Annotated in this window: 14 protein-coding genes; 9 read left to right on the top strand and 5 right to left on the bottom strand. The window is 61.1% G+C overall.

Annotation, left to right across the window (positions count from 1 at the left end; all coding sequences use genetic code 11):
• Nucleotides 1-134: 134 nt before the first annotated feature.
• Nucleotides 135-1,934, bottom strand: coding sequence for an aminopeptidase P family protein (locus tag B7Y89_RS09905; protein WP_292938213.1), 1,800 nt, complete (start codon nucleotides 1,932-1,934; stop codon nucleotides 135-137).
• 62 nt (nucleotides 1,935-1,996) lie between these two features.
• Here B7Y89_RS09905 and B7Y89_RS09900 point away from each other — a divergent pair, with 62 nt between their 5' ends.
• Together B7Y89_RS09900 and B7Y89_RS09895 are read left to right on the top strand one after the other, a co-directional pair.
• Nucleotides 1,997-4,087: a S9 family peptidase gene (locus B7Y89_RS09900; RefSeq protein ID WP_292938086.1), complete on the top strand. Its 2,091-nt coding sequence runs from the start codon at nucleotides 1,997-1,999 to the stop codon at nucleotides 4,085-4,087.
• Nucleotides 4,084-4,485, top strand: a complete 402-nt coding sequence (locus tag B7Y89_RS09895; protein ID WP_292938084.1) for an acyl-CoA thioesterase — start codon at nucleotides 4,084-4,086, stop codon at nucleotides 4,483-4,485. Before B7Y89_RS09900 ends, B7Y89_RS09895 begins: the two co-directional genes overlap by 4 nt.
• 172 nt (nucleotides 4,486-4,657) lie before the next feature.
• Here B7Y89_RS09895 and B7Y89_RS09890 read toward each other — a convergent pair whose 3' ends face one another.
• Both B7Y89_RS09890 and B7Y89_RS09885 read right to left on the bottom strand, forming a co-directional pair.
• A complete protein-coding gene (locus B7Y89_RS09890) occupies nucleotides 4,658-7,048 on the bottom strand; it encodes a DNA translocase FtsK 4TM domain-containing protein (RefSeq protein ID WP_292938082.1) in 2,391 nt (796 codons plus the stop codon).
• A 75-nt stretch (nucleotides 7,049-7,123) separates the two neighbouring features.
• Nucleotides 7,124-7,666, bottom strand: coding sequence for a thiamine phosphate synthase (locus tag B7Y89_RS09885; protein ID WP_292938080.1), 543 nt, complete (start codon nucleotides 7,664-7,666; stop codon nucleotides 7,124-7,126).
• A gap of 22 nt (nucleotides 7,667-7,688) precedes the next feature.
• On the opposite strand from B7Y89_RS09885, the gene B7Y89_RS09880 reads away from it, so the two are divergent.
• Nucleotides 7,689-8,354: a YggS family pyridoxal phosphate-dependent enzyme gene (locus tag B7Y89_RS09880; RefSeq protein WP_292938078.1), complete on the top strand. Its 666-nt coding sequence runs from the start codon at nucleotides 7,689-7,691 to the stop codon at nucleotides 8,352-8,354.
• Between the two features lie 50 nt (nucleotides 8,355-8,404).
• Here the strand turns inward: B7Y89_RS09880 and pyk are convergent, their stop codons facing one another.
• Nucleotides 8,405-9,880 carry a pyruvate kinase gene (pyk, locus tag B7Y89_RS09875; RefSeq protein WP_292938076.1) on the bottom strand — a complete coding sequence of 492 codons (1,476 nt, stop codon included), beginning with the start codon at nucleotides 9,878-9,880 and terminating at the stop codon, nucleotides 8,405-8,407.
• Between the two features lie 64 nt (nucleotides 9,881-9,944).
• Here pyk and B7Y89_RS09870 point away from each other — a divergent pair, with 64 nt between their 5' ends.
• From B7Y89_RS09870 to ruvC, 6 genes are all read left to right on the top strand, one after another.
• Nucleotides 9,945-10,274: a DUF1244 domain-containing protein gene (locus B7Y89_RS09870; RefSeq protein WP_292938074.1), complete on the top strand. Its 330-nt coding sequence runs from the start codon at nucleotides 9,945-9,947 to the stop codon at nucleotides 10,272-10,274.
• Nucleotides 10,275-10,381: 107 nt separating this feature from the next.
• A complete protein-coding gene (locus B7Y89_RS09865) occupies nucleotides 10,382-10,618 on the top strand; it encodes a DUF2312 domain-containing protein (protein WP_054105943.1) in 237 nt (78 codons plus the stop codon).
• Between the two features lie 44 nt (nucleotides 10,619-10,662).
• Nucleotides 10,663-10,980, top strand: coding sequence for a heavy metal-binding domain-containing protein (locus tag B7Y89_RS09860; RefSeq protein ID WP_292938071.1), 318 nt, complete (start codon nucleotides 10,663-10,665; stop codon nucleotides 10,978-10,980).
• Between the two features lie 115 nt (nucleotides 10,981-11,095).
• Entirely contained in the window at nucleotides 11,096-11,860 is a 765-nt protein-coding gene (locus B7Y89_RS09855) for a YebC/PmpR family DNA-binding transcriptional regulator (RefSeq protein ID WP_292938070.1), read from the top strand.
• Nucleotide 11,861: 1 nt separating this feature from the next.
• Nucleotides 11,862-12,212: a DUF3147 family protein gene (locus B7Y89_RS09850; protein ID WP_292938068.1), complete on the top strand. Its 351-nt coding sequence runs from the start codon at nucleotides 11,862-11,864 to the stop codon at nucleotides 12,210-12,212.
• A gap of 1 nt (nucleotide 12,213) precedes the next feature.
• Nucleotides 12,214-12,690, top strand: coding sequence for a crossover junction endodeoxyribonuclease RuvC (gene ruvC / locus B7Y89_RS09845; protein ID WP_292938066.1), 477 nt, complete (start codon nucleotides 12,214-12,216; stop codon nucleotides 12,688-12,690).
• A 53-nt stretch (nucleotides 12,691-12,743) separates the two neighbouring features.
• Here ruvC and thiS read toward each other — a convergent pair whose 3' ends face one another.
• Nucleotides 12,744-13,754 carry a sulfur carrier protein ThiS gene (gene thiS / locus B7Y89_RS09840; protein WP_292938064.1) on the bottom strand — a complete coding sequence of 337 codons (1,011 nt, stop codon included), beginning with the start codon at nucleotides 13,752-13,754 and terminating at the stop codon, nucleotides 12,744-12,746.
• Nucleotides 13,755-13,761: the final 7 nt, after the last annotated feature.

Genomic DNA, 13,761 nt, shown 5'->3' with positions numbered 1-13,761 from the left:
GGTTGGGGACGACCGCAGTTTCCGTATTCCCTATCTAAGCGCCGGTTGTCGCGCGACTATGCCGGAAACCCCGGTTCTTTGTCGCAATTTGTCGCGCATGGTGCAGCCTGTTCACTTGCCCGAAAGCTGGAGCTTCACAACGGCGCACAGGCCGCTTCCAGCCAGCCAAGATCAGCACCGGCAAGCTGCGGTGCCAGAATAGCGCGCACTTGCGCGTGATAACCATCAAACCAAGCGCGTTCTTCTCCCGTCAGCAGCGCCACATCCACTAGCGCGCGGTCAATCGGCGCGAAGGTAAGCGTTTCAAAGCCGAAAAATTCGCCCTCTGCGCCTGCAATCTCGCGCCGTTCCACCAACACCAGATTTTCGATGCGGATGCCGTATTCGCCGGTTTTGTAATAGCCCGGCTCGTTCGACAGGATCATGCCAGCCAGCAATTCCTGTCCCGTGCCAGCTTGCCCGCCTGCGGCCTTTGCAATCCGCTGCGGGCCTTCGTGGACCGAAAGGAAGCTGCCCACGCCGTGGCCGGTGCCGTGGGCATAATCAAGGCCCGCCTGCCACAGGAACTGCCGCGCAAAGCTGTCCAACTGACTGCCTGCGGTGCCTTTGGGGAACACCGCGCATGCCAGCGCGATGTGACCCTTCAACACGCGGGTGAACCGGTCTTTCACTTGCGCTGGCGGCGCATCGGGGCCGATCCATACGGTGCGCGTAATGTCGGTCGTGCCGTCCACATATTGCCCGCCTGAATCGACAAGGTAAACGCTGTTCGGCTCCAGCGTGCGGCTGGACTCCGCGCTCACCCGGTAATGCACCACCGCGCCATTGGGGCCAGCGCCCGAAATCGTATCGAACGACAAGTCTTTCAGCAGGCCACCTTCAGCGCGGAAGGCCTGCAAACGATCAGCGGCGGACAATTCGGTGACGTCGCCTTTCGGCGCTTCTTTGCACACCCAACGTAAGAACCGCGCTATTGCAGCACCATCGCGGGCTTGCGCGGCGCGGTGGCCTGCCTGCTCGACCGGGTTCTTGATCGCCTTTGGCAGCACCACGGGATCGGTCAGCGGCACAACATTGGCCCCTGCCCCCTCCAGCGCATGGAACACCGCCGCAACCGCGCGTTCGGGATCAACCGCCACCTTGCGGCCCTTCAACGCCTCCAGCGCGGGCACAAAAGCATCACGCGGCTGCACCCGCACCGCATTGCCCAGATGAGCCGCAAGGTCCGCCGTCACCTTTTCCGGCGCGATAAACAGGTCCGCTGTGCCATCGGCGTGCGCAATCACGAACGACAGCGCCACGGGCGTGCGGTCCACATCGGCCCCGCGAATATTCAGCAGCCATGCCACTGAATCAAGCGCCGTCACCACGGCTGCATCAAGCCGTTTCGCGCCCAACCATTCGGCCACTTCGGCGCGCTTTTCATGCGCGGATTTGCCTGCGTGAGCCTCGGCATGGGGCACTGCGGGCGCGAGCGATGGCGCAGGCTGGTCTTCCCACACCACATCCACCGGATTGCGCCCCACCGGCAGGAGCAATGCATCCTTCGCCCGCAGCGCTTTGGCCACACCATCGGCCCAGCCCTTGGAATGCAACCACGCGTCATAGCCGATCCGCGCGCCTTGCTGCGCATGGTCTGCCAGCCACGCCGCAACGCTGGTCTGCGGCACCGATTCGTAAGCCCACAGTGCGCCGTCCACCTGATCACGCACTTGCAGGGTGTAGCGCCCGTCAACAAAGATCGCGGCCTTGTCTGCCAGCACCACTGCTGTGCCCGCTGATCCGCCAAAGCCGGTCAACCATTCCAGCCGCTGGGCATAGCTGCCGACATACTCGCTCATATGTTCATCGGAAATCGGGATGACAAAGCCATCCCATCCGTCCTTCGCCAATTGCTTGCGCAGGGCGTCAAGACGGGCTTCGTGCGTGTGCATCAACATGGGCAATTCCTGAATCATCCAAAGCCCGACTTGCGGGCATCATGTGCACACCATAGATGCGGGGGATGACACTTGCCACACCTCCCTTCGCCCCCAAAAAGCCCCACACCTTTTCGCACCACGGGTTGAGCGTGACCGACGATTACGCGTGGCTTCGCGATCCCGGCTATCCGGAAGTGACCGACAAGGACATACTCGGCCATCTTGAGGCAGAGAACGCGTGGTTCGAAGCCCGCATGGGCGAACGCAAACCGGTGATCGACAACTTGTTCACCGAAATGCGCGCGCGCATCAAAGAGGCTGACAAGTCGGTCCCGCAGAAGGACGGCAATTTCCTGTACTGGATCGAATACGAAGAGGGCGCGGAATACAAGAAGTGGTGGCGCCGCCCGGTGGGTTCGCCCGATGACGGCAGCGCGGACGAACTGATCCTTGATGAAGTAGCATTGGCCGACGGCGTGGAATACTTCCGCCTTGGCGCGATTGCAGTGTCGTCCGATGGCACCAAGCTGGCGTGGTCGGTCGATGACAATGGCTCGGAACGCTTCACAGCGCGGATAAAGGTGATCGCCACGGGCGAGGTTCTGGCGGACGAAATCCCCGGCACATTGTCCGGCCTGATCTGGGTGAAGAACGATACCGGCCTTGTTTACAGCCTCGCCAACGAAAACTGGCGGACCGACAATGCGCGGCTTCACTGGATCGGCCAGCCGCTCGAAAACGATGTGGAACTGTATCACGAGGACGATGAAGGCTTCCGCGTCGGCGCGGCGCTTTCGGCCAATGAACAGTGGCTGATCATCTCCACCGGCGATCATGAAACCGGTGAAACGCGGCTGGTCCCCGCGCACGATCCTTTGGCGGAACCAATCCTCGTCAAAGCGCGGCAGAAGGGCGTGGAATACGATGTCGATGAACGCGACGGCGTGCTTTACATCCACACCAACGACACCCACGAAAACTTCCGCCTCGCAACCGCACCGCTCGGCAATCCGGGTGAATGGACCACGCTGATCGAAGGGTCGGACGAGTTTTACCTCACCGGCTTTGAACTGTTCCGCGATTTCTACGTGGTCGAAGGCCGGGTGCGCGGGTTGGACCGCATCGAAGTGCGCTATTACGATGATCCTGCGCGCATCGAGCCCATCGAATTCCCCGAAGCCAGCTACGAAGCGTCGCTGGGTGATAATCCCGAATGGGCGATGACGGTGCTGCGCGTCGGTTATGAATCGATGGTCAGCCCGGCTTCGTCGTTCGATTACGATGTCGCCACACGCAGCCTGAAACTTCTGAAAGTGCAGGAAATCCCCAGCGGTTATGACGCCTCGCTTTATGAAACCGCCCGGTTGGAAATCGCCGCGCGCGATGGCACCTTGGTTCCGGTCAGTGTGGTCTGGCGCAAGGATCGTGCGGCCATTAATGGGCAGGGGGGCGGACCGCTTCACCTTTATGGCTATGGCGCTTATGGCATCGCCATCGGGCCGGGCTTTTCGACCACGCGTCTCAGCCTTGTCGATCGCGGCTTTGCATATGCCATCGCGCATATCCGGGGCGGCGATGATCTGGGCCGCGCTTGGTATAAGGCGGGCAAACTGGAGGCGCGCACCAACACCTTCAACGATTTCGTCGATGTCGCCAAAGGCCTGATTGATCGCGGATTTACGGCGGCGGGCAAGATCAGCATTTCGGGCGGATCGGCAGGCGGCGAACTGATGGGCGCGGTGATCAATAGCGATCCCGATCTGTGGGGCGCGGTCGTTGCGCACGTGCCCTTCGTCGATGTGCTGGCCACTATGCTTGACGCGGACCTTCCGCTGACGCCGGGCGAATGGCCTGAATGGGGCAACCCGATTGAAGACAAGGCCGCGTTCGAACTGATCCAGTCCTATTCGCCCTATGATCAGGTCAAACCGCAGGCCTATCCGCCGCTGATGGTCACCGCTGGTCTCAACGATCCGCGCGTTACCTACTGGGAACCCGCCAAATGGGTCGCCAAACTGCGCGAAGTGAAGACCGATTCCAACGAACTGATCCTAAAGACCAACATGGGCGCAGGCCACGGCGGCAAATCAGGCCGGTTCGAATCCTTAAAGGAAACCGCCGAGGAATTCGCGTTCATCCTGTGGCAGTTGGGCGTGGAGGCGTGACCAACAGCCACACCCTCACCTTCACCGCTGGCCCCGAACATATCGATGAGCTGGGCCATGTGAACAATGCGGTGTGGGTGAACTGGATTCAGGACATGGCCACCGCGCATTGGGAGGCGGTGGCTCCGCTGGCGCACCAGCAGGCCTACGTCTGGGTCGTGACGCGGCACGAGATCGATTATCGCGGCAACATCGCACAGGGTGAAAGCGTCGATGCGGAGACGTTCCTGCCCGAAGGCCCCACCGGCGCACGGTTTGACCGGCGGGTGGATTTCACCAATGCGGCGGGCAAGATCATCGTCAGCGCGAAAACCACATGGGCCTTGATAGATCGCGCCTCAGGCCGCCTGATGCGCGTACCCAAGGATGTGGCCGCGCCATTCATGATCCAGAATTAGGGGGCATTCCCTAAAAATTGGGGCAGTCCCCTTTCATTCGAAATCCCCCAAACCCGCTCACCCTGAGCCTGTCGAAGGGTGCCTGCACCACACGCGGCGCGTGATGCTTCGACAAGCTCAGCATGAGCGGGTGTGGTGATGTGCGGGGTTGGGGTATGAAATCAGCGTTGCATCACAGCACGTTGCCGTCCTTGTCGCGATAGATTTCGCGCCGACCCACATGGTTTGCAGGGCCGACCAGCCCATCTGCTTCCATCCGCTCGATCCATTTGGACGCGGTGTTATAGCCCACGCCCATCTGGCGCTGGATCCAGCTGGCCGAGGCCTTCTGGCTTTCGAACACCAGCTGGCAGACCTGACGGTACTTGCGGTCTTCGGGATTGTCCGATGCGCCATCGATATCGTCAAAGTTGAAGCCGCCGTCTTCGGGTTCTTCAGTAACCGAATCAACGTAATCAGGGCTGCCCTGACTGCGCCAGTGATCAGCCACCTTTTCAACCTCTTCGTCCGAAACGAACGGGCCGTGGACGCGTTTTACCGGATCGGTATTGGGCTTGTAGAGCATATCGCCCTTGCCCAGCAGTTGCTCTGCGCCCTGTTCGCCAAGGATCGTGCGACTGTCGATGCGGCTGGTCACGGCAAAGCTGATGCGCGTGGGCAAGTTGGCCTTGATCACGCCGGTGATCACGTCAACCGACGGGCGCTGCGTGGCCATGATCAGGTGAATGCCCGCCGCGCGGCTCTTTTGCGAAAGCCGCTGGATCAGCACTTCGATTTCCTTGCCCACCGTCACCATAAGGTCGGCCAGTTCGTCGACGATCACCACGATTTGGGGCAGCACTTCGTATTCAAGCTGCTGTTCTTCGAACAATTCCTCACCCGTATCGGGATCAAAGCCCACCTGGATGCGGCGGCCCAGCGGCTTGCCCTTGGCCTGTGCTGCGCGCACCTTTTCGTTGAAGCCCGAGATATTGCGCACCGCGATGGACGACATCTGGCGATAGCGCCGCTCCATTTCCTCAACCGCCCATTTCAGCGCGCGCACGGCCTTTGCAGGCTCGGTCACCACAGGCGAAAGCAAGTGCGGAATGTCGTCATAAGACTTCAATTCCAGCACTTTGGGATCGACAAGGATCAGGCGGCACTGCGCGGGCGTAAGCCGGTACAGCAGTGACAGCAGGATGCAGTTGAGGCCGACCGATTTACCCGAACCGGTGGTGCCAGCCACCAGCAAGTGCGGCATCGTGGCCAAATCAGCCACAATCGGTTCGCCCGAAATGTCCTTGCCCAAGATGATCGGCAGCAAGGCCTTAGAATTGGCAAACTTTTCACAAGCGATCAGTTCGCGGAACGAAACCATATCGCGGATGGCGTTGGGCAATTCGATGCCCATCACGGTTCGGCCCGGAATGGCCGATACGCGCGCGGAAATCGCGCTCATGTTGCGGGCGATGTCGTCTGCCAAGCCGATCACGCGGCTGGCCTTGATGCCCGGAGCCGGTTCCAGTTCGTACATCGTGACGACAGGGCCAGTGCGGACGGCGGTGATTTCACCCTTTACGTTGAAATCATCCAGCACGTTTTCCAGCAGCCGCGCATTGCGTTCCAGCGCCAGCTTGTCGATCTTCTGTTCCGAACCCGGCGGCGCTTCGATCAGGATGTCGATCGAGGGCAGTTCATACTTATCGAACAGATCACCCTGCCGGACTTTGGGGAAGGCCGCAGCAGGCGCGGGATTGCGCGTGGGGTCTGAAATCTCGGTCGGCTTGCGCGGGGCAAGCGATGCTTCGATGTCGATGGCATCGGCCACCGCGCGCGCTTCCTTGTCACGCTTGGCTTTTTTGGCGGGCGCGGCCACCGGCGTGTCATCATAATCATCGCCGTCCATGTCTTCGCGCGGGGCGCGGCGCAAGAACGGCGGCAATGACAGCATGCGCGCCCAGTCAAACGCAAACACGCGGCTGGCAATGGCCATCCCGACGCCAAGCGCAATCAACCCCAGCGGCGCGGAAAACCAGATCACCGGCACTTGTGGCAGCAGGCTGGCGACGCCCGTAATGGCCGCAGCGCCCAGCAAGCCCGCCATGCCGCCAAGGCCCGCAGGCAGACGGCTGGCATCACTTGCGCCCCACAGCGCCAGCGCCGTACCGATCAGTGCCATCGCCACAAACAGCAGCAAAGTTGGCCGCCACCAGCGCGGCGATGCCAGCTCGCCATCTTCGTCATCAAAGTCGATCAGATCGCTTTGCGCATCCCACAACCGGCGCGCAAACACCCACAACAGCGGCAAAAGCAGCGCTCCGGGTACACCAAAGAACAGCAATACGCGTTCAGCCGCCCATGCGCCGGGCAGGCCCATCCAGTTTTCGACCGGACTGCCCGATGCGGTGCTGCCCGAAGGATCGGTCTGGGTATAGCTGACCAGGGCCAGTGCAAGGAATACCAGCAGCGCAACCAGCACTCCACCGCCAATCAGTTCAAGGCTGCGACGCAAGGACCGGCGCAGCACGGCACGCCAGTCTGCCCCGCTTCCGCGTGCACTTGATCCTGCCCGGCTTGCCATGATTGCGCTTATCCCTGCCTTTACTGTTTCCACCATGCGCCTGAAGGGGACTCACCGTCAAGAATCCCGACGGGTTTACCTGTGATTCAGCCCGTCAATCGCCGCCCAGCCGTGGACAGGCAACCGTGCGGCGCGGCGCGCGGTCATCCCGCCAAGCGCGATCACCGGGATTGGCGATTGCTGCGCCATGCCTGAAAAGCGCACCGGCCCCAGCACTGCACCGCCCGGATGTGACCGTGTGGGGAAAACGGGCGACAGCAAAACAGCATCGGCCCCCGCCCGCACTGCATCGCCAATTTCGGCCAGCGAATGCGCAGTCGCAAGGCGCAGACCCTTGCACCCGGCAACCTCGCGCGGGCTGCCATAAACCCCGTCAGCCCCCCAGCCGCGCGGCACTCTGGCACCAATGACAGGAATGCCATGCGCGCGGGCAATACGCTTCAACCGCTCAAACCGCAGCCGCCGCGCCACCGGCGGCAGGTGGTAATGCCGGAACACCAGCGCACTCCCGCGTGGCAGACGCGCAAGGGCGCGTTCCAGCGCCGCATCGTTGCGGCAATCGCTGATCAGGATGAGACAAGGGACACGAGCCCGTTTGTTGGTCTGGCGCTTTGCCATCCTCACGCTATAGCACCGCGCCATGGAACAGGCAGCCCCTTCATCACCCCTTGGAAACGTCATCGCCCGCATTGCCTCGGCGGCAAAAATTGCGGGCCGCAAAGCGGGCGACGTCACGCTGATCGCCATATCCAAGACCAAGCCTGCCGACGCCATCCTTGATCTCATCGATCAGGGCCAGCGGGTGTTTGGCGAAAACCGTGTGCAGGAATCGCAGGAAAAATGGCCCGCCATCCGCGCCGCGCACCCCGATGTGGCCCTGCACCTTGTCGGGCAGCTTCAATCCAACAAGGCCGAGGAAGCCGTTGCCCTGTTCGATTGCATCCACTCGCTTGACCGCCCAAGCCTCGTCACCGCGCTGGCCAAGGCGCAAGACAAACTGTGCAAGCGCGTGCCGTGCTTTATCCAGGTGAACATCGGTGCCGAAGACCAAAAGGGCGGATGCGCAGTTTCTGATTTGCCTGCGCTTTTGGCACAGGCCCGCGATGCCGGGATCGACGTCATCGGCCTGATGTGCGTACCGCCAGCCGGTATCGAACCGGCGCCATTCTTCGCGCTGCTCGATAAGCTGGCAGACGACAACGGCCTGACCCAGCTATCCATGGGCATGAGCGACGATCTGGACATCGCCGTACAACTTGGCGCGACATATGTCCGCGTTGGCTCAGCTTTGTTCGGATCGCGCTGAATCCGCGTACCTGGTGAACGTCAGCGCGCCAATCAGTTGCGCATAGCCGCTCAGGAGTACCGATCGAGTTCGTTGCCCGTCAGCGTGACCACATGCAGCAGGTTCGTCGCGCCCGGCGTTCCGAACGGAACACCCGCCAATGCAACCAGACGTGACCCTGCGGTGCCAAAGCCGTGACGCAGGGCCATGCGCTTGCCCTTGGCGATCATCTCTTCAAAGCTGCCGATGTCCTTGGTGGTGACCGCGTGGGCACCCCACAGCAGGCCCACCTTGCGCGCGGTCTTGGCAGAAGGCGTCAGCACCAGCATCGGCACGCCCGGACGTTCACGCGCAACCCGGCGCGCGGTTGAACCCGACCCTGTGAACACGATGATTCCCGAGATGGGCAAAGTGTCCACAATGCTGGCTGCAGCTTGTGCCAAGGCGTCTGCCGTGGTCGGATCAGGCAGAGTTTCGATGAAGTGGACGCGGGCGGCATAGCCGGGATCGGCTTCCACTTGCGCGGCGATGCGGTGCATGATCGTCACCGCCTCTTCGGGCCAAGCGCCAGCCGCGGTTTCTGCCGAAAGCATCACGGCATCCGCGCCATCATAGACCGCATTGGCCACGTCCGAAACTTCCGCGCGTGTCGGCGTTGGCGCTTCGATCATCGATTCTAGCATTTGCGTGGCGACAACCACAGGCTTGCCCTGACGGCGCGCGCTTTCCACAATGCGCTTTTGCAACGGCGGCACTTCTTCAGGGTTCAGTTCAACGCCCAGATCGCCGCGCGCCACCATGATCCCGTCGGACAGTTCGATGATCTCTTCCAGCCGCGAAATGGCGGCGGGCTTTTCGATCTTGGCCATCAATGCGCCGTATCCGCCCATCAGGCGGCGCGCTTCGGCCACATCTTCGGGCCGCTGGACAAACGACAGCGCGATCCAGTCTGCACCGTGCTCCACCGCAAACGACAAATCGCGGCGGTCCTTCTCGGTCAGCGCAGGCACGGGCACGACAGCATCGGGCACGTTCACACCCTTGCGGTCGGAAATGACCCCGCCCACTTCGGCAGAACACAGGATTTCGTTCTCGTCAGCGCGAATGACGCGCAGGCGCAGCTTGCCATCATCAATCAGCAAGCGCTGGCCCTTTTGCAGCACGCCGAACAGTTCAGGGTGCGGCAGGCAGACGCGGGTTTCATCGCCGGGTTCCGGATTGCGGTCCAACGTGAAATGGCCCGAATGGCGGATGACCGCGCGGCCTTCCTTGAACTTGCCAACGCGCAGCTTTGGCCCCTGCAGATCGCACAGCACGGTGATGGCGCGACCCAGCTTTTCTTCCAGCGCGCGGATATTGGCGATGGTTTGGGCGTGAATGGCGTGTTCGCCATGGCTCATGTTCACGCGGAACGCATCGGCACCTGCGCGCACCAGCTTTTCCAGCATTTCAGGGTCGCTGCTGGCAGGGCCCACCGTGGCGAGGATCTTTACCTTGCGGCCCCTGGTAATCACGGCGCTCGGATCAGTCTTGGCCACAGCAATCATACTCCTTATGCATCAATGTCACGCGCTATGGCGTATGGCCTAAAAAAACCCAAGGACCATTACAATGGATACGAATTCAACACGTACTCAGGACGAGCCATTGGACACGCTGCCTGATGCGGTTGCCGCCGCTGCGTTCCGCCGTCTGGTGCGCCATCTGCGTCACCGCCATGATGCGCAAAACATTGATTTGATGGGCCTTGCCGGCTTTTGCCGCAATTGCCTGGCCGATTGGATCATCGATGCCGGCGCTGGCCTTGATAAAGCCGCCGCGCGCGAGGCTATTCACGGCCTTCCCGCCGCTGAATGGAAAGCGCGTTTCCAGACCGAAGCCACGCCCGAACAACTGGCGCGCATGGATGAAAGCCTGAAGAAAAACGGCGGAACACACTGAAGCATAGCGGCAGAGTTCAAGATTTCCACAAGCTGCTCTTTGCCGATAGGCGGCGGCGCGTCTATCAGCGCCGCCAACTGATTCACCCGTTACCCGGAGATTTCCCGATGGCCGAAACTGCCGACGACCGCCTGCGCCTGTTGATTGAGCGCATCGAACGCCTCGAAGAGGAAAAGAAGGGCATCGGCGACGACATCAAGGACGTCTACAACGAAGGCAAAGCGGTTGGCTATGATGCCAAAATCATGCGGCAGGTCGTGCGTCTGCGCAAGATGAAGCCCGATGACCGCCGCGAAATGGAAGCCGTTCTGGAACTCTACAAAACCGCTCTCGGCATCGAATAAGAATTGGGGTAGGCCTACTGGATAGAAACAGCGGAAGGCCTACCATGCTTTTGTCTACCACCAGCCTTATCGAAGGTCGTCCGGTACAGCGCTATCTTGGCGTTGTTACCGGCGAGGTGATCCTTGGCGCAAACATTGTGCGCGACCTTTTCGCCTCGATTACCGATATTTTCGGCGGCCGTTCGGGCAAGTACGAAGAAGTCCTTTCGCGCGGACGCGAACAGGCTTTGCGCGAACTTGAAGACAAGGCGCGCGCATTGGGTGCCAATGCCGTGATCGCCGTCGATATCGATTATGAAACCATTGGCGCGCGCGGATCCATGTTGATGGTCAGCGTCAGCGGTACGGCGGTACTGCTTTAACCCGAACCCCGCTGGAATGGTCATCGGGCAAACCCATCGGGCAAACATTGCCCGCAAGCGCGTCGTCGGCTAGGGGCAACCCACATTCCCGCAAGACCAGCAAGAAGCACGGACCATGGCAGGCCATTCCAAGTTTAAAAACATCATGCACCGCAAGGGTGCGCAGGACAAAAAGCGTTCGGCGCAGTTCTCCAAACTCAGCCGCGAAATCACCGTCGCGGCCAAGATGGGCATGCCCGATCCCGACATGAATCCGCGCCTGCGCGCCGCCGTCAACGCGGCCAAAGCGCAGTCGATGCCCAAGGACAACATCGCCCGCGCCATTGACAAGGCAACCAAGGGCGAAGGCGATAATTACGAAGAGGTGCGCTACGAAGGCTATGGCCCGGGCGGCGTTTCCGTGATCGTCGAAGCGTTGACCGACAACCGCAACCGTACAGCCACCAACGTGCGCACCGCGTTCTCGAAGAACGGCGGCAACCTTGGTGCCAGCGGTGCCGTCAGCCACGGCTTCGAACGGCTTGGCCTGATCGAGTACCCCGGCTCGGTGGGTGACGAGGAAAAGGTACTCGAAGCCGCGATTGAAGCGGGCGCCGACGATGTCGAATCAGATATGGGCGATGGTGATGAAAATCCCGGCAGCCACCAGATCTGGGTCGCGATCGAAAATCTTCACGAGGTTGCGCGCGAGCTGGAAAAGACCTTGGGTGAGGCCGAAGGCGTGAAACTGGCATGGAAGCCGAGCATCAAAACCGAAGTTTCGGCTGATGACGCTGCAACCCTGCTAAAGCTCATCGACGTGCTGGATGACGATGACGACGTCCAGACCGTCTGGGGCAATTACGAAATCCCCGATGACGTGATGGAGAAGCTGGGCTGACATGTTCGCCCTGGTCGCAAAAGCGCTACTGTCAGGCGTGCTGATTGCTCTGATCGCCGAGATCGGACGAAAGCTCCCGGCAGTTGGCGCTTTGGTGGCCTCTTTGCCGCTTGTGTCGGTTCTCGGCATGATCCTGCTTTGGCAGCAGCGGCCAGATGCTGAAAACATGGCGGTCCATGCAGAGGCAACCTTCTGGTATGTCCTCCCGTCCCTCCCGATGTTTCTGGCAATCCCGCAAATGCTGCGTATGGGCTTGCCATTCTGGATGGCATTGGCCGCCGGCTGCGCGCTTACGGTTGTTCTATACTTGGCCATGATGCATTTCGGCCCGCGTTTGGGCTTGCGGCTCTGATATGATCATCCTCGGCATCGACCCCGGCCTTACCGTCACCGGTTGGGGCGTGATCTCAAAATCCGGCAGCAACTTGCGCCACGTCGCCAATGGCCAGATCCGCACCAATGCCAAGACCAGCATGGCCGAGCGCCTTGTCGAACTCGATGCCGCACTTGCCGAGGTCATCGCGCTTTACGGGCCGGATGCAGGCGCGGTGGAAGAAGTGTTCATGAACGTGAACCCGCAATCCACGCTCAAACTGGGGCAAGCGCGCGGCGTTGCCATGCTGTCCATCGCGCGCTCGGGCATCCCGGTTGAGGAATACTCGACCAAAGTGATCAAAAAGGCGCTGGTCGGCACCGGCGGCGCGGAAAAGCAGCAGATCCAGCACATGCTGAAAATCCTGCTGCCGGGCGTGAAGCTTGCCGGCGAAGATGCGTCAGATGCCTTGGCCGTGGCGATTACCCACGCCAACATGCTCGGCAGCCACCGCTAAGACTTCCCCCCTCCCGCCTGAGAGAACGGTCGGGGGGGTGGGCTTGTCGGGCCTTAAATCAAACCCGCCAACGGACTGCTCGGATCAGCATATTTGCGTGTGCCCATCCGGCCCGACAAGTACGCATCACGCCCAGCCTCAACCGCCAGCTTCATCGCGCGCGCCATGCGCAGCGGGTCTTTGGCTTCGGCAATCGCGGTGTTCATCAACACCCCATCGCAGCCCAGTTCCATCGCCACGGCGGCATCAGACGCGGTGCCAACGCCCGCATCAACCAACACCGGCACTTTGGCACCTTCCACGATCAGGCGGATGGTGACGCGGTTCTGGATGCCAAGGCCCGATCCAATCGGCGCGCCCAATGGCATCACGGCCACCGCGCCTGCATCTTCCAGTTGCTTGGCCGCAATCGGATCATCGGTGCAGTACACCATCGGCAAGAAGCCTTCCTTGGCCAGCACTTCGGTTGCTCGGATGGTTTCGATCATGTTGGGATAGAGCGTGCGCGCTTCGCCCAGCACTTCCAGCTTCACCAGATCCCAGCCGCCAGCCTCGCGCGCCAATCGCAATGTGCGGATCGCGTCTTCGGCAGTAAAGCATCCGGCGGTGTTGGGCAGGTACGTGATCTTTTGGGGGTCGATGAAATCGGTCAGCATTGGCGCTTTGGGATCGGACACGTTCACCCGCCGCACCGCCACGGTCACGATTTCCGCGCCCGAAGCCGCTACAGCGGCTGCGTTCTGTTCAAAGTCCTTGTACTTGCCGGTGCCCACGATCAGGCGCGAAGTGAAAGTCCGGCCCGCAACGGTCCAAGTGTCTTTTGGCCAAGTATCCGTAGTATTCGTCACGTCGGTCTGTCCTCCACCCACAAAATGCACGATTTCCAGCACATCACCATCGGCGATCTGGACGTTTGCCAGCGTTGATCGCGGCACGATCTCGCCATTGCGCTCCACCGCCACTTTGGCTGGGTTCAATTCAAGGCTACGCACCAGATCGGCAATTGATCCGGGCGCGGCGCGGCGCGGTTCGCCATTCACGGTAAGGGATAGGGTATCGCTCATGCCGCCG

The organism is Novosphingobium sp. 32-60-15 (assembly GCF_002280675.1).
GTDB lineage: Bacteria > Pseudomonadota > Alphaproteobacteria > Sphingomonadales > Sphingomonadaceae > Novosphingobium.
Note: the sequence above shows the minus strand (reverse complement) of the source record. Positions and strands in the feature narration are given on the sequence as shown.

Excerpts from the sequence above, each read along its gene's own strand:
- B7Y89_RS09905 (WP_292938213.1), bottom strand. The coding sequence starts at position 1,934 with ATGCACACGCACGAAGCCCGTCTTGACGCCCTGCGCAAGCAATTGGCG.
- B7Y89_RS09900 (WP_292938086.1), top strand. The coding sequence starts at position 1,997 with ATGCGGGGGATGACACTTGCCACACCTCCCTTCGCCCCCAAAAAGCCC.
- B7Y89_RS09890 (WP_292938082.1), bottom strand. The coding sequence starts at position 7,048 with ATGGCAAGCCGGGCAGGATCAAGTGCACGCGGAAGCGGGGCAGACTGG.
- B7Y89_RS09885 (WP_292938080.1), bottom strand. The coding sequence starts at position 7,666 with ATGGCAAAGCGCCAGACCAACAAACGGGCTCGTGTCCCTTGTCTCATC.
- B7Y89_RS09880 (WP_292938078.1), top strand. The coding sequence starts at position 7,689 with ATGGAACAGGCAGCCCCTTCATCACCCCTTGGAAACGTCATCGCCCGC.
- pyk (WP_292938076.1), bottom strand. The coding sequence starts at position 9,880 with ATGATTGCTGTGGCCAAGACTGATCCGAGCGCCGTGATTACCAGGGGC.
- B7Y89_RS09870 (WP_292938074.1), top strand. The coding sequence starts at position 9,945 with ATGGATACGAATTCAACACGTACTCAGGACGAGCCATTGGACACGCTG.
- B7Y89_RS09865 (WP_054105943.1), top strand. The coding sequence starts at position 10,382 with ATGGCCGAAACTGCCGACGACCGCCTGCGCCTGTTGATTGAGCGCATC.
- B7Y89_RS09860 (WP_292938071.1), top strand. The coding sequence starts at position 10,663 with ATGCTTTTGTCTACCACCAGCCTTATCGAAGGTCGTCCGGTACAGCGC.
- B7Y89_RS09855 (WP_292938070.1), top strand. The coding sequence starts at position 11,096 with ATGGCAGGCCATTCCAAGTTTAAAAACATCATGCACCGCAAGGGTGCG.
- B7Y89_RS09850 (WP_292938068.1), top strand. The coding sequence starts at position 11,862 with ATGTTCGCCCTGGTCGCAAAAGCGCTACTGTCAGGCGTGCTGATTGCT.
- ruvC (WP_292938066.1), top strand. The coding sequence starts at position 12,214 with ATGATCATCCTCGGCATCGACCCCGGCCTTACCGTCACCGGTTGGGGC.
- thiS (WP_292938064.1), bottom strand. The coding sequence starts at position 13,754 with ATGAGCGATACCCTATCCCTTACCGTGAATGGCGAACCGCGCCGCGCC.